Here is a 17,912-nt window from a genome sequence, read left to right as displayed (position 1 = left end):
TCAGCACCCCTTCCAGGGCGCCCAGTCGCCGAGGTACGCCTCACGGGTGTGCGAGGCGGCCTCCTCGGCGGTGAGCTGGGGCCGGTTGTCCGGGACGGTGATCCGGGCGCCGGGGCCGGTGTTCCGGTACTCCGCGAACCGCTGGTCCTGCCAGGGGAAACCGGAGGACATGTGGGTGTACGGGGCCACCGCGTCGATCCCGGCCCCGAGCCGGGTCTCGCGGACCGTCAGCATCGGCCTGGCGGTGGTGTCGGAGCTGGGCACCCACGGCCGGGCCAGCTTGTAGTGGGCGTCCGGGGCCCCGCTGGTGATCCGGCAGCGGGTCACCAGACAGCCGCGCGGGTTGGCGCCCGCGGTGGACGGCGCGAACACGAACCCGTACGGGGCGCAGGCCAGGTCGGTCCGGGTCAGGGTGTGGAAGCGGCAGCGCTCGAACACTGCGGTGGCCCGACCGAAGACGAAGTCCACGTCGCCTTCGGCGTAGCAGTCCCGGAAGTACTGGCGGGCGAACGTGCCGAGCGCCATCGAGTCGGCGTACAGCGTGTCCTGGTGCCCGAGGAACCGGCACCGCACGAACGCCGAGCGGTCGCCCTGCACCTTGAGGGCGACGGCCTGGGTACCGGTGATCTCGGGGTGGTCGGCGCGCAGCCAGTCGTTGGCGAAGGTGACGTCCCTCGCCGTGAACCCGTCGCCCTGGACGAGCGTGGTCGCCGAGCCGGTCGTCCCGTAGGTGCCGCCGCCGGGCTTGGGAGTGCCGGCCGCGTTGTCGTGGACGACCGTCACGTCGCGGGCGTCGCCGGAGGCACCGATCCAGGTCATGTCCTTCCGGGCGACGCTCACGGCGACGGTCTCCCGGTACACACCGGGTGCGATGACCAGCGTGTACCTGCTGCCGGTCGCCGCGGTGACGGCGGCCTGCACGGTGGTGAAGTCCCCGGCGCCCCCGGCATGGACGTACAGCGTCCGCTCGTCGAGCGGGGCGGCCGGTGAGCCGTACCGTCCGAAGGGCGACCGGCCACGGGTGTGCGCCGGTACGGTCGTTCCCAGCGCGAGCGCGGCTCCGGCGCTCGCGACGACGAAGGACCGTCTGCTCAGGGCTGTCCCCCGATCGGTCATCAGCAGACCTTTCCGGCGCCCGCCTGCGCCTTGACGATCGCGGGAACGGCGCGCGGGTGGTCGACCTTCTTGCGCAGCGTCGGCGTCCAGCCGGCGCCGGACCGGAGGGTCTCGGCCGGGATCTCCGCGTTGTGGACGGCGATGAGGTCGGAGAGCCTGCCGTTGACGTAGTTGTTCTCGGCGGTCAGCGGGGACTCGTTCCACTTCTTCAGGACCTTGCCGACCTTGGCCCCGGCGGGCAGCGTGACGGCGTTGTCGCTGGCGTGGAGCTGCGAGGAGATGCCGACACCGAAGACGTAGTAGTCGTCCTTCTGGTCCTCGTCCACCACGTAGTGGTTGTTGTAGACGTCGACCTGCCCGAACCGCACCCGCGGGGAGCGCTGGAGGATCCCCTCGAAGCGGTTGTGGTGCAGAGTGACGTTGAGCTTGCCGGAGTCCAGGGCGGCGGTGCTGTCGCTGTTGCCGATCAGCATGTTCTTGTCGTGGTTCTCGAAGCGGTTCCAGGACACGGTGACGTGGTTGGAGCCGCGCACGATGTCGGTGAGACCGTCGTGCTGCTGGAAGACCTTGCCGAAGTGCACCGGGCGTTCGCTGTCCGGGTGGCGCCCGTCGGTGAACGTGTTGTGGTCGAGCCACACATGGTGGGTGCCGTGGACCACCACGGCGTCGTACTCGGAGTTCCAGTTCCCTGTGCGGTCGTCGTCGGTGGGGTCCCACTCGGGGAAGCAGTCCAGCGGCGCCTCGATGGTGAGGTTGCGCATGATGACGTTCGAGACGCCCTTGATCTGCAGGCTGCCGCCGAGGATGCCGGAGTTCCTGCCGACGCCGACGATGGTGGTGTTGCTGGGGATGTCGGCCTTGATCTCCGCGTCCTGCCTGGCGGCGGACGCCACCCGCGCGTCCTCCTGCGGGCCCATGGCGACCTGGTCGTTGCCGTACACGGCCGGGTCGTAGTCCTTCAGGTACTGCCGGAGGTCGTATCCGCCGGTGACGAAGGCCTCGCAGCCCTGGGAGACGGCGTCGATCATCCCCTTGACCTTGATGATCCTCGGTGCGTCGCCACCGGCCCTGAGCGCGGCCTTGAACTCCGCCCAGGTGGTGACGGTGTGGACATGCTCGGCATCCGCCGCGGAGCCTCCGCTGGTGCCTCCCTCGGCCGAGCCCCAGCCGTCACCGGCGGGCAGGACCTGCCGGCCGAGGTCAGGGGACCCCGGGTGGGCCACGCCGGTCCCGGTGACACCGACGACGAGGGCGGTGCAGCCGACAAAGGCAGTAATGGCATGGGCATGCCAGAGATGACGCATGGGTGCGGCTTCCTTTCAAGAGCAAGGGGGAAGGGTCGCCCCTTGAGGGGCGGAGCACTACGCCTGTGGCCAGGTGATCCAGGACTCGGGGATCTCCGCGTCGAGACGGCGCACGTCGCGGTCGGCGAGCACCCGGCGTCGCAGCAGCTCGGAGGCGACCAGCCGCGCCACGGCGATGGCCCCCGGCGGATTGAAGTGCGTGTTGTCCTGCTCGGTCCCGGTCCAGTTGAAGTACTTCTTGGTCTCCTCGACCCCGAGCCTGGCCCAGAGCGCGATGGACAGCGCCTGGATGTCGAGGAGGGCGACACCCTCCTCCCGGGCGAGAGCCCGCATCGACGCCGGGTACTCGCCGTGCGTCGACTGCGCCGTCCCGCCCGCGTCGAACTTCCGGCGCTCCACGGAGGTGGCGAGGACCGGCCGGGCGCCCCGGGCGCGCGCCCCGTCGATGTACTGGCGCAGGTAGTCCTGGTAGGTGGTCCACGGCTCGGTGTACCGGGTGGGGTCGGCGGCCTTGGAGTCGTTGTGACCGAACTGGATGACCAGGAAGTCGCCGGGCCGGATGGCCCGCAGGACGACATCCAGGCGGCCCTCGTCGATGAAGCTCTTCGAACTCCGCCCGTTCACGGCGTGGTTGGAGACCTTCAGCGCGGTGCGGAGGAAGAACGGCAGTGCCATGCCCCACCCGGTCTCGGGCCGGGCGTCGGCGTACTTCTGGGCGGCCGTGGAGTCGCCGGCGATGTGGACCGTGGGCTCACGGCGGACCCGGCCGGAGGAGACGGCGGCGGAAGCGGGCCCGGTGGCGGCGGCGAGTGGAACCGCGGCGAGCGCCGCGGTGGTGACCTGTCTACGGGTGAGGGACACGTGCGGGTGCCTTTCTCAACAGGCGTGCGGGGATTCGAAGGTGGTGCGGTGCCTTGCACGGGGGTCCCGCGCCCCCTTCCTTCAGGGGCGCGGGGAACACGCGACCAGCCGAAACGACCGGCAGCCGAAGTACGGCCTGCCTGCGGAGCGTCAGCCCTTCTGCTTGTTCCATTCGGCCTGCGCCTTGTTCAGCTGGTCGGCCAGTGAGTCGAGGAACTCCTTCGCGCTGGTCTGCCCGTCCATCACCTTCTGGAAGGCCGGCTCGTTGTCGGCCTTCGAGATCGTGTTCCAGTCCGGCAGGTAGTACGGCAGTTGCACGATCGTGGTCGACCCGTCGGTCAGCGCGGCGGCGGCCAGCTTCGTCGGCTCGGCCTTCTGGATCCACGCGTCCTTGGCCGCGTCGTTGTTCGCCGGCACCTGTCCCGCCGACTCGTTGAACTTCGAGTTCTCCTCGTGCGACATGGCGAACTCGATGAACTTCCAGGCGGCCTCCTTGTTCTTCGAGCTCTTGAACATCCCGAGCCCGTCGACCGGGTTGGAGACCTGGACGCGCTTGCCGCCGGGGCCGATCGGCTGCGGGATGCCCCGGAACCTGTCGCCGAACGCCTTCACATGGTCCTGGTAGGAGCCCAGGTTGTGGTTGAGCATGCCGATCGTGCCGGAGTCGAACTGCGCGACCATCTTGGTGAAGTCGTTGTTGAGGTCGGCCGCGGGCGTGACCTTCTTGTAGAGGCCGACGTACTTCTCCAGCGCCGCCACGTTCTTCGGGTCGTTCACGGTGGTCTTGTCACCGCTGGAGTCCCAGAACGAGGTGATGCCGGACTGCCCGTACATCGCGTCCAGCGCCTGGGCGATGGAGCCGGCGCCGCCGCGGATGGTGTAGCCGAACTCGTTCTTGTCCTTGTCCGTGAGCTTCTCGGCGGCCTTGTAGAACTTGTCCCAGGTGGTCGGCTCGTCGAGGCCGGCCGCCTTGAACAGGTCGGTGCGGTAGTAGAGGACGCCGTTGTTCGCGGAGGTCGGGATCGAGTAGAGGGCCTCGCCGCCGCCCGCGGACCTCAGCGACTCGACCATCGCCTCGTTCAGCCTGCCGCTCAGGGAGGACTTGGAGAGCCGGTCGTCCAGCGGTTCCAGCGCCCCCTGCGCGGCGAACCCGGCGGCCATGGCCGCGCCCACGCCGCCGACGTCCGGCAGACCGCCGCCCTGGATGGCGGTGTCGACCTTGGACTGGTACTCGGTGGCCGCGATGCCGACGTACTCGACCTTGACGTCCGGGTTGGCCTTCTGGAAGTCGTCGATGATCTCCTTCCAGATGTCGGTGCGGACACCACCGTTGTTGTCCCAGAAGACGATCTCGCCCTTGCCGCTGCCCTCGGAGCCCTTGTCGCCGCCGGCCCCGCTGCCGTCGTCACCGCAGGCGGTGGCGGTCAGGGCGAGGACGGATCCCAGGGCGACGGCCAGGGCGGCGCGCCTGCTTCTGTGATTGCTGATCTTCATCGGGGCCTTCCTTCGTGGATACCCGGGCCTTCAGGCCGGGGTGGGGGTACCTCCCGCTTGCGGGGGAGAAACGAAGCTCCTGGTTGTGGGGGCCGGTGCTGCCACCGGGGGCCGGGACTCAGTGGCGGGCGCGCCGCAGGTGCGGCGCGCAGCCGTCCGCCCCGGTGAGGTACGCGGCAACCGTGCGGGTGGGGGGCGTCGGGCGCCGGGAGCTGCGGGCGGTCGGCGGTTACCCCGGCACCCTGGCCGTAGGTGCGGTACTCCGAGAACCGCGCGTCCTTCCCGACGGCTCCGAGCCCCAGCGAGCCCGGCAGGGCGGCGACCGCCGCCAAGGTCCGGCCCGCACCCGTGCTCGCCCCCGACCAGGTCGGCAAGCGCTTGCTGCGGAGGTGCGTCATTGCGGCTCCCAACAGGCCTACGGCTTACGAGGAGGGGGTGATCCTGAACTTCGTGAAGGTGGCCGCGCCGGCGTGTCCCCCGCCGGTGGGTGCGACCGCGAAGAGGCCGAGCGGGGCGCCGACCCAGCGCCAGGGCGTGGCGGCGAAGACCTGGCCGGAGGACCGCCACCCGTCCCCCACGTCGCAGGAGAAGTGGCAGCGTGCCCCGGCGCGCGTCTCGATGCGCAGCCGGGCCCGCCCCTCGGGCGCCGGGCACGGCAAAGGCGCGTCCCGCTCCCCCTCGGCGAACCGGTGGACGGGGTGCACGCTCCCGTCGGTGTCCCGCTGGAGCCCGATCCAGCGGAAGGCGTCCCCGAGCACGGCGAGCCCGGCGCGCGCTCCCGGCTCCTCGCTGTCGAGGCGCAGCTCCACCTCGGTCACGGCGGGTGCGCTCGCGGAGGTGGTCACGGGCTCACCGCCTTGCGGACGAGAGCCGCCGCCTCGCCCCGGTCGAGGGTGCCGTCCGCGACGACGGTGACGATCCGGCGTACGGCGGTCCCCTCCGGCTCGACGGTCAGGCGTTCGGTGTGGGCGAGGGACGAGCCGACGCCGGGGTACTCGTCGACGCGGACGAACCAGGGGTCGTGGCGGGTGGTGGCGGTGGCCCCCGCGAAGACGAGCGTCCAGGTGTCGCCCGCGAGGGCGAGCCAGTCGGCGCGGGTGCCGTGGACCTCGGCCTCGCCCTCGGTGTCGGCGGTGAACACGCGCGGGGGCCGGGTCTCCTTGCGGGCCCGCCAGAAGAAGCCGCCGTACTCGGCGCCGGAGCGTCCGTTGGTGGCGGGGCTGCCGATCGAGACCGGCGCGCCGGTGGTGTGGGTGAGCGAGAAGGTGAAGTCCAACGCCCGAGCGCGGTCGGTCAGTTCGGTGGCCGCGACGGTACGGCGCTCGCGCAGCAGCTCGGTGCCGGACGCCACCCAGCGCAGTTCCTCGACGAAGCCGTCGGGGTCACGCAGCTGGAAGGCGATGTGGCGCTGGGAGCCGTGGTGGTCGAGCTCGGTCGGGCCCCGGTCGCGGACGTAGGTCCGCCCGCCCCAGAAGGTGTGCACCTCGGCGTCGGGAACGGCGGCACCGACGCCGAGGCGGTGAAGGTGGTCGGCGGGGCTCAGCTCGGTGACCGCCGTACCGGACAGGGTGGTGACGGGATGGAGGTAGGGGCGAGGCGAGAGGCGGGCCGGCACTTCGGGCCGCACGAGACAACGGCCCACCGGACGCCCCGCCACCCGCAGGATGAGGGACTCGTCGGTCGTCATCAGGTGCCCACCTCTTTCGCCGGTGTGCCGGGGAGCGCCCAGGGCGCCTTCAGTTCGGAGTAGAGGCAGAGGGTGTCGGCGGCGGCCGTGACCAGGGCGTCGATGCCGTCGACGACCCGGCGGTCCTCCTCGGGCAGCCGGTGCCAGGCGCCGGCCGGGAGCGGGAGGGGGTCGGGGGCGGTGCGGATCGCCTCGACGACCTTCATGAACGCGCCGGTGGTGTCCGGCGGGACCAGCAGGTCGGCGCCGTCGACGAGGTGGTCGACCAGGTTCTCCAGCAGGTCCGTGCGGCCGTACTCGATCTCCTCGGGGCCGTGGCCGGCCCGCTGGACGAGCACGCGGTCCTGCTTGTACCAGAAGGTGATCCGGCCGCTGGTGCCGTGGACGACGTTGTACGGCTCGTCGGGGTTCTCCGCGCACAGCGTGGCCGCGACGGTGATCCGGCCGCCTCGGGCGGTGGTGATCCGGACGCAGGAGGTGTCGTCGGACTCGATGTCGTTGGCCCGCAGCAGTTCGGTCTCGATGCCGGTGACGTCCTCGGCGCGGCCGGCGTCGCCGAGCGCGAGCCCGGTGGCGACGGCGTGGGCGAGGGGGTTGGTGAGCGCACCGTCGATCACGTCGACACCGCCCAGGCGGCGCTTGCCCGCCCAGGGCGCGCGCCGGTAGTACGCCTCGGCGCGGGCCCAGGCGCCGGCGCCGCTGATGCCGGTGACCTCGCCGATCAGCCCGTCCGCGATCATCTTCCGGATGGCGGGCACCGCGTGCGAGCCCAGCGACTGGAAGCCGATCTGGCACACGACTTGGGCAGCGGCCACCCCGTCCGCCATCCGGCGGAACTCCGCGTACGACGGGGCCGGGGGCTTCTCCAGCAGAATGTGCACGCCCCGCTCGGCTGCGGTCAGCGCCAGGTCGGTGTGGGTGGGGATCGGGGTGCAGATCACGGCGATCGCCGCGCCGGTGGAGTCGAGGAGCGCGCCGAAGTCGGCGGACTGCTCGGGGGTGCCGAGCCCGGCCGGGATCTCGTCGGCACCCAACGGGGTCAGCTCGCAGATGCCGGCGAGTCGGACGATCCCCTTGTCGGCCAGGCGGCGGATGTTCTCCAGGTGCCAGCGGCCGTGGCCGCGGGCGCCCGCGAGGACGAGCGGGATCGGGGTGTCGTACGTGGTGGTGTGGTTCATCGGTTCCTCCCTGCGCCCGCGCCGCGTGCCACCTCTCGGTCGGCCCTCCCGGCGCTGTCGATCTTCTGGTGCAGGCTAGGGCCCGTCGTTCCGATCGCGCCCGGGGCGCGGGGCGTGGCACGCACACCTGCGGCGTTGTCGTCGGTTGCCGAAGCTCCGCGTCCAGGCCCCCCTCCGCCGTGCGGGCGCACGCACCACGCCCCGCTCACCGGCAGCCCCACGAGACCGCTCCCGAAGCCCGCGCGCTCGGCCTGCCGGGCCGCCGACGTCCGGCAGGCCTCCTCCTGGGGGCCGCTGGGTCTCGCGGAGCCCCACGTGCGCGGGTCGTACGCGGCGAGGTACTTCCTCAGGTCGTAGCCGCCGGTGGCGTGGTCGCAGTCGAGCTTCTCGCCGTCGTCACCGGTGTCGGCGTCGTTCGTCCCCGTGAGGCGGATGATCTCGGGGGTGTCGCAGCCGCCGTCGAGCGCCCGGACCTGCTCGCTCCGGTTGCGCACGGTGAAGACATGGCCGTGGTCGGCGGTGGAGCCCCCCGTGGTTCCACCGCCGGCCGCGGTCCAGCCGTCGTCCACGGCGAGCGTGTCCCGGCCGGCGTCGCGGGGCTCCGCCCCGGCGAGCGCCACGAGGGAGGGTCCTCTCCTGCGGTTGCTCATCCCTTCACCGCCCCCGCGCTGAAGCCGGTGATCAGCCACTTCTGGATGAAGGCGAAGACGATGACGACGGGTACGGCGGCGATGATGCCGCCCGCGGCCAGTGCGCCCAGGTCGACGCTGTCGGCGCTGAGCAGGGTGTTCAGGCCGACCGGGATGGTCTGCTTCTCCTGGTTGCTGAGGAACATCAGCGCGAACAGGAAGTGGTTCCAGGAGTGCACGAAGGCGAAGGACCCCACCGCGATCAGACCGGGCCGCAGCAGCGGCAGTACGACCACGCGGAACGCGGTGAACCGGTTGCAGCCGTCGACCCAGGCCGCCTCCTCCAGTGAGTACGGCACATTCTTGATGAAGTTGCTGATCAGGATGATCGACAGCGGCAGTTGGAAGACCGTCTCGGCGAGGATGACGCTGCCGAGCGAGTTGATCATCCGTAGCTCGGCGAAGATCTGGAACAGCGGCACGAGGAGCAGCGCGCCCGGGACGAACTGGGAGCACAGCAGCGCCAGCATGAAGCCGCGCTTGATCCTGAAGTCGAAGCGGGCGAGGGCGTAGCCGCCGGCGAGAGCGACGAGCGTGGTCATCAGCAGGGTGACGACCCCGACGAGCACGCTGTTGAGGAAGTACGTGCCGAAGCTGCGCTCGTTCCACACCTTCTCGAAGTGCTCGAACGTGATGGGCCACGGCACGAGCGAGGTGGATCCGGGCTTGCGGAGCGCGAACAGCAGGATCCAGTAGAAGGGGACGAGGGTGAAGACGAGGTAGACCGACAGGGGCAGATAGATCTGCCGGCGGGGCACCTCGTCCCAGGCGCGGTGCTGCTTGCGGGGCCGCTGCGGGGGCTCGGGGGCCGCCGGCGCGGGCGTCGGCGGAGCGACCTTCTCGGCGTCCTTGGTGATCACTTGGACTCGCCTCCGAACTTGCTCAGCCGCAGATAGACCATCGAGCAGAAGAGCAGGATCACGAACGCGACCGTGGTCAGGGCGGACGCGTAGCCGAAGTTGTGGGCGTCGACCGAGGTGTTGGCGATGTACAGCGGGAGGGTGGTGGTCTCCCCCGCGGGTCCGCCGCCGGTCAGGGTGTACAGGAGGTCGACGTTGTTGAACTCCCACACCGCGCGCAGCAGCGTGGAGAGGATGATCGCGTCCTTCAGGTGCGGCAGCGTGATGTGGAAGAACTGCCGGACGCGGCCGGCGCCGTCGACCTCGGCGGCCTCGTAGAGGTCCTTCGAGATGGACTGGAGGTCGGCGAGGATGAGGATCGCGAAGAAGGGGACACCGCGCCACAGGTCGGCGACGACCGCCGCCGAGAAGACGGTGGAGGTGTCGGAGAGCCAGCTGGTGCCGTACTCGCCGATGCCGATGTCCGCGAGATAACGGGTGATGCCCGTCTGGGAGTTGTAGAGCAGCACCCAGATCACGGAGGTGAGGACGCCGGAGACGGCCCACGGCGAGAAGACGAGCGCGCGGCCGAGGGCCCGGCCGACGAACGTCTGGTTGACGATCAGCGCGAGCACCAGACCGAACAGCAGCTGGAGCCCGACCTCGACGACCACCCACTTGGCGCTGAAGACGAGGGTGTCCCAGAACAGCGGGTCCTCGGTGAAGGCGTGGACGAAGTTGTCGAAGCCGGCGAAGCCGTTACGCCAGGGCTTGGTGGGGTTGTAGTGCTGCAGGCTGTAGTAGAAGACGCTGACGACCGGGTAGGCGATGAAGCCCAGCATGAGCAGGGCGGCCGGGGCGATCAGCAGGTAGGGCAGCGAGGCACGGCCCCGCGCGGGGCTCCGCCGGGGTGGCGTACGGGGTTTCGCCACGGCTGCGGCTTGGGCCATGACTGTGGCTCCGTTTCTGGGTACGTCGTGGTGCGCTGTCGCGCAGGAAGCGCTTTCTCGGTGTGCGTGGGTGCGTGGGTGCGCGGTACGGGGTGCCTCTTGGGGTGCGTTGGCGGGTGCGGGTGCGTCGGGCTTGTCGCGCAGTTCCCCGCGCCCCTGAAAGACCTGGGGCTCGGGTCGGTCGGGTTGTTCAACCGGCGTACGGGTCCGGGACCTTGCCCGGTCTGGCCAGGAACTCGAAGTCACAGCCGGTGTCGGCCTGGGTGATCTGGTCGTTGTAGAGGGCTCCGTAGCCGCGTTCGTAGCGGACGGGCGGCGGGGTCCACTCCGCTCGGCGGCGCTCGAGTTCCTCGTCGTCCACGTGGAGATGGAGGGTGCGCGCCTCGACGTCGAGGGTGATCGGGTCGCCGGTGCGGACCAGGGCGAGCGGGCCGCCGATGTACGACTCCGGCGCGACGTGCAGCACGCAGGCGCCGTAACTCGTGCCGCTCATGCGGGCGTCGGAGATCCGCACCATGTCCCGTACACCCTGCTTCAGCAGATGGTCGGGGATGGGCAGCATCCCGTACTCGGGCATGCCGGGGCCGCCCCTGGGGCCGGAGTTGCGCAGGACGAGGACGCTGCCGGCGGTGATGCCGAGCGACGGGTCGTCGAGCGTGCGCTGCATGGTCTTGTAGTCGTCGAAGACGACCGCGGGACCGGTGTGCTTGAGCAGGTGCCGTTCGGCGGCGATGTGCTTGATGACCGCGCCGTCCGGGCAGAGGTTGCCGCGCAGGACGGCGACACCGCCCTCGGCGGCGACCGGATTCTCCCGGGTGCGGATCACGTCGTCGTTGTGGACGAGCGCGCCGTCGAGCTGCTCGCGCAGCGTGTCGTACGAGACGGTGGGCCGGTCCAGGTGCAGCAGGTCGGTGATCCGGGACAGGAAGCCGGGCAGGCCCCCCGCGAAGTGGAAGTCCTCCATCAGGTACTTCTGGCCGCCGGGCCGGACGTCGGCCAGGACCGGGACCGTACGGGCGATGCGGTCGAAGTCGTCCAGGGTGAGCTTGACGCCCGCGCGGCCGGCCATGGCGATGAGGTGGATGACCGCGTTGGTGGAGCCGCCGAGTCCGAGGACGGTGGTGACGGCATCCTCGAAGGCGTCGGCGGTGAGGATGTCGCTCAACCTTCGGTTCTTGTGGACCAGTTCGACGATCCGCAGCCCCGACCTGGCGGCCATCCGGTCGTGCCCCGAGTCGACGGCCGGGATGCTCGACGCGCCGGGGACGGTGACGCCGAGGGCCTCGGCGGCGGCGGTGAGCGTGGAGGCCGTGCCCATCGTCATGCAGTGACCGGGCGAACGGGCGAGGCCGGACTCCAGTTCGGTCATCTCGCAGTCGCCGATGAGCCCGGCGCGCTTGTCGTCCCAGTACTTCCACATGTCGGTGCCGGAACCCAGGACCTCGTTGCGCCAGTGGCCCGGCAGCATGGGCCCGGCGGGCACGAACACCGTCGGCAGGTCGACGCTCGCGGCGCCCATCAGGAGGGCGGGCGTGGACTTGTCGCAGCCGCCCATCAGCACGGCCCCGTCGACCGGGTAGGAGCGCAGCAGTTCCTCGGTCTCCATCGCGAGCATGTTGCGGTAGAGCATCGGGGTCGGCTTCTGGAAGGTCTCCGAGAGGGTGGAGACCGGGAACTCCAGCGGGAAACCGCCCGCCTGCCACACGCCCCGCTTGACCGCCTGCGCGCGGTCACGGAGGTGGACGTGGCAGGGGTTGATGTCCGACCAGGTGTTCAGGATCGCGATGACCGGCTTGCCCAGGTGCTCCTCGGGCAGATAGCCGAGCTGACGGGTGCGGGCGCGGTGGCTGAAGGAGCGCAGGCCGTCGGTGCCGTACCACTGGTGGCTGCGGAGCTCTTCCGGCTTCCTCATACCGACCACCCCGCGGCGATGGAGGCGACCTCGGCCCGCTCGCCCTCGGGAAGTCGCCTGCTGGGCGCCCGGACGTCCCGGCGGCACAGGCCGAGCGAGGCGAGGGCCTCCTTGACCACGGTCACGTTGTCGGCGGAGCCGTTCGCGGCGCGCAGCTCCTCGAAACGGCGGATCTGCTCCCAGACCTTCATGGCGGCCGGATAGTCGCCCGATCGAAGCGCTTCGATCATGTTCAGCGAGACGGCCGGGGCGACGTTGACGAGCCCTGAGGTGAAGCCGGTCGCGCCCGCCGAGAAGTACGAGGGCGCGTACGGCTCGGCGAGTCCGGCCACCCAGACGAAGCGGTCCAGGCCGGCGTCGCGGGCGAAGGCCGCGAAGCGCGCCGCGTCCGGGACCGCGTACTTCACGCCGATCACGTTCGGGCAGTCGTCGGCGAGTTCGGCGAGACGGGCGCCGGACAGCTGCGCGTTGCGGATGTAGGGCACGACGCCCAGCTCCGGCACGGCCTCGGCGATCGCCCGGTGGTAGTCGACCCAGCCGCCCTGCGAGACATACGGGTGGACCGGCTGGTGGACCATCACCATCTGGGCGCCTGCCGCACGGGCGTGCTCGGCGGAGGCGACCGCGGTCGGGATGTCGTGTCCGACTCCGACCAGGACCACGGCGCGGTCGCCGACCTCGTCCATGGTCAGCTCGGTGACCAGGCGCCGCTCCTCGGGGGTCAGCGCGTAGAACTCGCCCGTGTTGCCGTTGGGGGTGAGAGTGGTGATTCCCCCGTCGAGCAGCCGACGCAGCAGGGCCCGGTGGGCGCCCTGGTCGACGGTGCCGTCCTCGGCGAACGGAGTCACCGGGATGGCCACCACGTCGGCCAGAGCCGTCCGTTGGGTTTCGAACGTCACGCTGCTCATGGATGACCTTCCTCTGCGAGGACTGCGGAGGCCGTCGCCTGCGCGGCTGCGGGACTCGTGGACTCGGGGGCTTACTGGGCGGTGCGGGGCCTGCGGGTCTCGCGGTCGCCCTGGGTCCGGCCGACGTGCCGGCCCCCGTCGTCGTCGCGGGCCTCGGGGAAGGCCCGCTCGACGAACGAGGCGATGTGCGCGTGCAGGGCGGCGGCCGCGCCGTCGGCGTCGCCGTCGAGGGCGAGCCGCAGGATCTCCCGGTGCTCGGCGGCCTCCCGCTCCCACGAGGGGTCGGCGGCCCAGGCGACGGCGGAGACCAGGGCGGCCTGGTCGCGCACCTCGTCGAGCATCCGGCCGAGCAGCGGGTTGCCGCAGGGAACGTAGAGCGCGCGGTGGAACTCCCGGTTGGCGAGCGAGCGTTCAGCGGTGTCCATGGCGGCGTCGGCCCTGGTCAGCGCGTCGCTCGCCGCGTCCCATGAGGCACCGCGCCGCACCGAGCGCCGCAGAGCCTCCGGCTCCAGGAGCAGCCGTACGTCGTAGACCTCGCGTGCCATGTCCGCGTCCACCATGCGCACCGTGACGCCCTTGTACTGGCTCATCACGACGAGTCCGGTACCGGCCAGCGTCTTCAGCGCCTCGCGCACGGGGGTCTTCGACACCCCGAACTGCGCGGCCAGCTCGGTCTCGACCAGGGCCTGACCCGGCGTCAACTGGCCGGTCAGAATGCGGTGTTTGATCCCCTCCAGCACGAACTGCGTGCGGGACGGGATCGGCGTGGGCACAGAGGTCATGCGCGGCCTCTCGGAGTCACGGAGATCCCCCGACGAGCTGCCGGTCCCGGCATCTCTCGTACTGATCTCGCGTATCGCGTCTCATATATGACGTACGAAGTACGACGCGTTGAAGGTAGGAGGGGGCTCGTGTTCCGTCAATGCTTCCGGCAAAAGAATCGGTGGTTGCCGTCACACGACCGTGGTGTCGCCCTCGCGTGCGCTCTCGGTGGGCCCGCCGAACGCCGCGGCGGCACGTCCGGCGGCTTCCTCCCTGGTCAGGGTGGGCCCCACATGCGTGACGAGAAGCCGGCTCGCTCCCTTGGCGTACGTTCCGGCGTCTTCCGGCGTGAGATGCACCCGGGGTTCGCCTTCGCGATGTGCCGCGACGTCCGCCTCGCACAGGAAGAGGTCGGCGCTGCCCGCCAGATGGGTGAGCGCGTCGCACGGCCCGCTGTCCCCGGAGTACGCGAACACCCGCCCCTGGCACTCGGCGCGCAGCCCGTACGCCTCCGCGTCGTGCACGACGGCGCGCGCGGTGAGGGTGAGGTTCCAGTGTCGGGCGGTGTGCCCGTCGTACAGCGAGCGGAACTCGAACACACTGCTGAGGAAGGCGGTGTCCGTCCGGCCGAAGAAGGCCGCGACCCGCCGGGCGCAGCCGCCGGGCGCATAGACGGGGATCGGCGCGGGCAGGGTGAGGCCGCCGTACGCGAAGCCGTACGCGGCAGCGAGCAGATCGGCACTGTGGTCGGCGTGCAGATGGGACAGCCAGATCGCCGTGAGCCTCGTGGGGTCCGTGTGCCGCTGCAACTCGGCGAAGGTGCCGAATCCGGCGTCCACCCATATCTCCGCGCCCCCGCCGCGCAGCAGATAGCCGGAGGCGGGCCGGCCCGGCCGGGGGTGCGGAGAGGCGGTGCCGAGGACGGTGAGGCTCAGGGGCATGTGGGGGAGCGTACGGACGCGGGCGGGGGCGTGCGCCGGATTTCGCGTGTTCTGTCTGGGGAACGTCTACGGCTTCCAGTTCGGGTCGCGTCCGCTCAGGCCGATGGCGCGGTCCAGGAGGGGCGCGTCGTCCGGTACGGGCACGACGGGGCCGAAAATACTGTCCCGGCTCGGGTCACCGACCGACGCGGCGAGGAAGGCGTGGGACGCGGCCAGGACGTCCGGGTCCGGCTCGTACTGCTGTCCGGTGGCACGGGCGAGGTCCCAGCCGTGCACCATGAGCTCGTTCACGGCGACGGCACCGGCGACGGGCCCCGGCAGCGGCACCCCGCCCGCCCGGGTGGCGCCGGTCCAGGCGGCCGGGTCTCGCCAGGCCTCCGCGAGTTCGCCGAGCGCCCGGGGCAGGGCCTCGCGCCAGTCGGGGCCGATGTCGGGGAGGGAGGCGCCGGGGTCGGTGTCCGTCGTGGGCCCCAGGTCCTTGCGGCCGGCGTCCCTGAAGGCGGTGGAGAGACCGAGCAGGTGCCCGAGCAGGTGGCGCACGGCGTAGTCCGGGCAGGGGGTCGGGCCGGAGAGCTGCTCGTCCCCCACGGTCCGCGCGAGAGCGGCGACGACGCGGGTCTGAGCGGTGAGATCGAGGGGGGTCGTGGTGGGGTCGGTGTCGTCGACGGTCATCCGGGGCTCCTTCGGGTCGGTCGAGGGTGTGCGCCTCTTTTCGGTAGACCGACGTGAAGGGGAAAACTCATCGCGGAAGCAGGGCGCCATCCGGGAGGGGGGGTGCGGGTGGTGTTGGCGGGTGCGGGTGGCTTGTGGTTTCTCGCGCAGTTCCCCGCGCCCCTGACGGGACGGGCCTGCGGCCCGCCCTTCATCCGGAAAGCCACGGGGCGCAGCCCCGGTCGCTTTTCAGGGGCGCGGGGCGGTGACACATGCGGCTCCGCCGCGTGGGCGTGAACAACCCCCACCCACCCGCGCCCGCCGACGACTCCCGGCTACAGGGCGCCCGGCACAGCAGTCAACCCCTCCCGCACCGCCGTCAGGTCCTGGTCCGATGCCAGACCCGCGTGGTACAGCCGGATCTCCGTCGCCCCCAGCTCCGCCGCCCGCCGGGCGTCCGCGCCCAGCGTCCCCGGACTGCCCCCCATCCCCGACACGACGCCGAGGTTGGCGGCCAGCACCGCCCCCTCCGCGCCGACCTCCGCGAACGCGGGAATCAGTCCCGGCCCGCCCGCGCACGGGACGACGACGCCGTCCGCCACGTCCAGGATGTGCGCGGGGTCGACCCCGGGGTTCGCCCCGCAGTGGTACGTCACGGGGTCCGCGTGCAGCAGCACCTGGAACCCCTCGGGCGCGGCGGCCCGCACCGCCGTGACGGCGGCTTCCTGGAAGGAGCGGGCGACCGCGTCGCGCCACACCCGCGTCCCCGCCGCCCAGTGCGCGCCGAGGAGCTTCTCGACCGCCGGCCACCCCTCGTCGACCGGCTCGCCCCGCCACAGTGGTTCCAGCGCGTCCCGCACGGCCGCGGCCAGCGCGTCCGGGTCCAGTCCGGCGTCGGCGTACCCGGCACGGCAGGTCGGGCAGAAGCAGAGCGCCATCAGGTACTGCCCGGCGTCCCCGAGCCCGACCCCGCCCGTCTTGTCGTGGGCGTGCAGGTGCTGGAGGCCGTACCAGCCGAGCGACTCCAGCTCGGTACCGCATGAGCCCGGCCGGGCCGCGGCCTCCGCCGCCAGGTCGACGAGGTACTCGCGGATCTCCGGCTGGGCGATGCACGGCGCCCACGGGTACCGGTCGCCGTACGCGTTGACCACGGAGGTCGACGGGTGCTCCGCGCCGAGCCGGGAGTTGTGGGCGAGGACCACCCACGTGTGCACCTCGAGGCCGGCGGCGGCCAGCGCCCCGGCGGCCTCCCCGAACGCGTCGCCGGGTGCCCACTGCCCCGCCGGGTACGGCCGCAGGGTCCGCCCCTCCCAGCGTTCACCCGGCGGGTACAGCACGGCCGCGTGCTCGGCGGTGACGACGCGGTGCCGGGGGTGGCGCGGGGTGAGCGCGCGGGTGGAGTGGTAGGCGGAGGCGAGCGTCACCTGCCGCACACCGAGCTCCGCGATGCGTTCCGCGGCGGCCGGATCCCCGTTGACGTCCCACGGGTAGACGAACGTAGACGCCTTCACTTGCCCTCCTGACACTCCTCCAGCAGCGCGTATCCGCGCTCGATCAACTGGCCCAGCCGTTTGACGTGTTCCTCCGCCGGCTCGTGCAGCGGCGGCCGTACCTCACCCACGTCCAGCCCCCGTAGCCGTACCCCGGCCTTCACCAGTGACACGGCATAGCCGCGTCCTTGGGCCCGGAGTTCGACGAAGGGGCGGTAGAAACCGTCCAGCAGCCGTTGCACGGTCGTGCCGTCGCCCGTGTCGAGCGCCCGGTGGAACGCCTGGGCGATCTCCGGGGCGAAGCAGAAGACGGCCGACGAGTACAGGGTGACGCCGACGCCCCGGTAGGCGGGCTGGGTCAGTTCGGCGGTCGGCAGTCCGTTGAAGTAGAGGAAGTCGCCCGGCGCCTCCCCGCGTACCGTGCTCACGATCCGCTGCATCAGGTCGAGGTCGCCCACTCCGTCCTTGAGACCGACGATGCCCTCGGTGCGGGCCAGTTCGACGACCGTGTCAGGAGTGAGGACGGCGTTGTCACGCTGGTAGACGATCACGGGGAGCGCGGTCGCGGCGGCCAGCCGGCGGTAGTGCCGCAGGAGTCCTTCCTGGGCGGCGACGACGAGGTAGGGCGGCAGGGCGAGCAGTCCGTCGGCGCCGGCCTCCGCGGCGAGCCGCGCGTAGCGCTCGGCGAGCGCGGTCCCGTAACCGGTGCCGGCGACGACGGGCACCCGTCCGGCGGTCTCCGTCACGGCAGCCCGGACGCACTCCTGGAACTCCTCGGGGGTGAGCGCGTGGAACTCCCCGGTGCCACAGCAGGCGAAGACGGCGGCGGCCCCGGCCTCGACGCCACGACGTACGTGCGCGCGCAGGACGTCGGGGTCGATCCGGCCGTCCGGGCCGTACGCGGTGACGGGGAAGAACAGCGGCCCGGTCGGGACACTGAGTCGAGCGGCGAGCGAGGCTGACGTCACGGGCTCTCCCAAGTCCATGTCGCTGATCAGTGTCTACATCTCTGAACGACGTCACGCTAGGGCGCCCCCACCTGGGCGGTCAAGCTCGTCAACCCCCGCCACACCAGCCAATTCACGCCCTTGGCCCACACCGGCGGCATCCTTGACGCACCGGACCCCCAC

At 71.4% G+C, this 17,912-nt stretch carries 16 protein-coding genes and 1 pseudogene; all 17 read right to left on the bottom strand.

The genetic code is table 11. The features are described 5' to 3' along the window. A complete protein-coding gene (locus ACZ43N_RS09720; RefSeq protein ID WP_468096287.1) occupies positions 1-1,116 on the bottom strand; it encodes a pectinesterase family protein in 1,116 nt (371 codons plus the stop codon). Next, positions 1,116-2,420: a pectate lyase family protein gene (locus tag ACZ43N_RS09715; RefSeq protein ID WP_468096286.1), complete on the bottom strand. Its 1,305-nt coding sequence runs from the start codon at positions 2,418-2,420 to the stop codon at positions 1,116-1,118. Before ACZ43N_RS09715 ends, ACZ43N_RS09720 begins: the two co-directional genes overlap by 1 nt. 57 nt (positions 2,421-2,477) lie before the next feature. Continuing rightward, positions 2,478-3,281, bottom strand: coding sequence for a rhamnogalacturonan acetylesterase (locus ACZ43N_RS09710; RefSeq protein WP_468096284.1), 804 nt, complete (start codon positions 3,279-3,281; stop codon positions 2,478-2,480). Positions 3,282-3,431: 150 nt separating this feature from the next. Further along, positions 3,432-4,775, bottom strand: coding sequence for an ABC transporter substrate-binding protein (locus tag ACZ43N_RS09705; RefSeq protein WP_468096283.1), 1,344 nt, complete (start codon positions 4,773-4,775; stop codon positions 3,432-3,434). Positions 4,776-5,197: 422 nt separating this feature from the next. Next, positions 5,198-5,599 (bottom strand): annotated as a pseudogene (locus ACZ43N_RS09700) (beta-xylosidase family glycoside hydrolase); the annotation flags it as partial. A gap of 17 nt (positions 5,600-5,616) precedes the next feature. After that, positions 5,617-6,462, bottom strand: a complete 846-nt coding sequence (locus ACZ43N_RS09695) for a DUF6807 domain-containing protein (protein WP_468096282.1) — start codon at positions 6,460-6,462, stop codon at positions 5,617-5,619. Continuing rightward, on the bottom strand, positions 6,462-7,640 hold the full coding sequence (locus tag ACZ43N_RS09690; protein WP_468096281.1) for a Gfo/Idh/MocA family protein: 1,179 nt from the start codon (positions 7,638-7,640) through the stop codon (positions 6,462-6,464). The genes ACZ43N_RS09695 and ACZ43N_RS09690 overlap by 1 nt, the downstream gene beginning before the upstream one ends. After that, the gene (locus ACZ43N_RS09685; RefSeq protein WP_468096279.1) at positions 7,637-8,290 is read right to left on the bottom strand and encodes a pectate lyase family protein; all 654 of its coding nucleotides are present in this window, start codon (positions 8,288-8,290) and stop codon (positions 7,637-7,639) included. The genes ACZ43N_RS09690 and ACZ43N_RS09685 overlap by 4 nt, the downstream gene beginning before the upstream one ends. Then, positions 8,287-9,189, bottom strand: coding sequence for a carbohydrate ABC transporter permease (locus ACZ43N_RS09680; protein ID WP_468096278.1), 903 nt, complete (start codon positions 9,187-9,189; stop codon positions 8,287-8,289). Before ACZ43N_RS09680 ends, ACZ43N_RS09685 begins: the two co-directional genes overlap by 4 nt. Further along, positions 9,186-10,118 carry a carbohydrate ABC transporter permease gene (locus ACZ43N_RS09675; protein WP_468096277.1) on the bottom strand — a complete coding sequence of 311 codons (933 nt, stop codon included), beginning with the start codon at positions 10,116-10,118 and terminating at the stop codon, positions 9,186-9,188. The genes ACZ43N_RS09680 and ACZ43N_RS09675 overlap by 4 nt, the downstream gene beginning before the upstream one ends. 190 nt (positions 10,119-10,308) lie before the next feature. Then, the gene (gene araD, locus ACZ43N_RS09670) at positions 10,309-12,030 is read right to left on the bottom strand and encodes an L-arabinonate dehydratase (protein WP_468096276.1); all 1,722 of its coding nucleotides are present in this window, start codon (positions 12,028-12,030) and stop codon (positions 10,309-10,311) included. Then, on the bottom strand, positions 12,027-12,938 hold the full coding sequence (locus tag ACZ43N_RS09665) for a dihydrodipicolinate synthase family protein (RefSeq protein WP_468096275.1): 912 nt from the start codon (positions 12,936-12,938) through the stop codon (positions 12,027-12,029). The genes araD and ACZ43N_RS09665 overlap by 4 nt, the downstream gene beginning before the upstream one ends. A 71-nt stretch (positions 12,939-13,009) precedes the next feature. Next, positions 13,010-13,720, bottom strand: coding sequence for a GntR family transcriptional regulator (locus tag ACZ43N_RS09660; RefSeq protein ID WP_468096273.1), 711 nt, complete (start codon positions 13,718-13,720; stop codon positions 13,010-13,012). Between the two features lie 171 nt (positions 13,721-13,891). Next, entirely contained in the window at positions 13,892-14,641 is a 750-nt protein-coding gene (locus ACZ43N_RS09655; protein ID WP_468096271.1) for an MBL fold metallo-hydrolase, read from the bottom strand. A 66-nt stretch (positions 14,642-14,707) separates the two neighbouring features. Continuing rightward, positions 14,708-15,313: a TIGR03086 family metal-binding protein gene (locus tag ACZ43N_RS09650; RefSeq protein ID WP_468096269.1), complete on the bottom strand. Its 606-nt coding sequence runs from the start codon at positions 15,311-15,313 to the stop codon at positions 14,708-14,710. Positions 15,314-15,627: 314 nt separating this feature from the next. Continuing rightward, positions 15,628-16,803 (bottom strand): hypothetical protein, encoded by a 1,176-nt coding sequence (locus tag ACZ43N_RS09645; protein ID WP_468096267.1) that lies wholly within the window; start codon positions 16,801-16,803, stop codon positions 15,628-15,630. Continuing rightward, the gene (locus ACZ43N_RS09640) at positions 16,800-17,768 is read right to left on the bottom strand and encodes a 5-dehydro-4-deoxyglucarate dehydratase (protein WP_468096265.1); all 969 of its coding nucleotides are present in this window, start codon (positions 17,766-17,768) and stop codon (positions 16,800-16,802) included. Before ACZ43N_RS09640 ends, ACZ43N_RS09645 begins: the two co-directional genes overlap by 4 nt. Positions 17,769-17,912 lie beyond the last annotated feature (144 nt).

Source organism: Streptomyces sp. NPDC030814, assembly GCF_055572155.1.
The sequence above is the reverse complement of the archived record's forward strand: the minus strand, read 5'-3'. Positions and strand labels throughout refer to the sequence as shown.

Coding starts and splice junctions, on each gene's coding strand:
- ACZ43N_RS09640 (WP_468096265.1), bottom strand. CDS start 17,768: ATGGACTTGGGAGAGCCCGTGACGTCAGCCTCGCTCGCCGCTCGACTC.
- ACZ43N_RS09655 (WP_468096271.1), bottom strand. CDS start 14,641: ATGCCCCTGAGCCTCACCGTCCTCGGCACCGCCTCTCCGCACCCCCGG.
- ACZ43N_RS09720 (WP_468096287.1), bottom strand. CDS start 1,116: ATGACCGATCGGGGGACAGCCCTGAGCAGACGGTCCTTCGTCGTCGCG.
- ACZ43N_RS09665 (WP_468096275.1), bottom strand. CDS start 12,938: ATGAGCAGCGTGACGTTCGAAACCCAACGGACGGCTCTGGCCGACGTG.
- ACZ43N_RS09705 (WP_468096283.1), bottom strand. CDS start 4,775: ATGAAGATCAGCAATCACAGAAGCAGGCGCGCCGCCCTGGCCGTCGCC.
- ACZ43N_RS09675 (WP_468096277.1), bottom strand. CDS start 10,118: ATGGCCCAAGCCGCAGCCGTGGCGAAACCCCGTACGCCACCCCGGCGG.
- ACZ43N_RS09715 (WP_468096286.1), bottom strand. CDS start 2,420: ATGCGTCATCTCTGGCATGCCCATGCCATTACTGCCTTTGTCGGCTGC.
- araD (WP_468096276.1), bottom strand. CDS start 12,030: ATGAGGAAGCCGGAAGAGCTCCGCAGCCACCAGTGGTACGGCACCGAC.
- ACZ43N_RS09685 (WP_468096279.1), bottom strand. CDS start 8,290: ATGAGCAACCGCAGGAGAGGACCCTCCCTCGTGGCGCTCGCCGGGGCG.
- ACZ43N_RS09660 (WP_468096273.1), bottom strand. CDS start 13,720: ATGACCTCTGTGCCCACGCCGATCCCGTCCCGCACGCAGTTCGTGCTG.
- ACZ43N_RS09695 (WP_468096282.1), bottom strand. CDS start 6,462: ATGACGACCGACGAGTCCCTCATCCTGCGGGTGGCGGGGCGTCCGGTG.
- ACZ43N_RS09650 (WP_468096269.1), bottom strand. CDS start 15,313: ATGACCGTCGACGACACCGACCCCACCACGACCCCCCTCGATCTCACC.
- ACZ43N_RS09690 (WP_468096281.1), bottom strand. CDS start 7,640: ATGAACCACACCACCACGTACGACACCCCGATCCCGCTCGTCCTCGCG.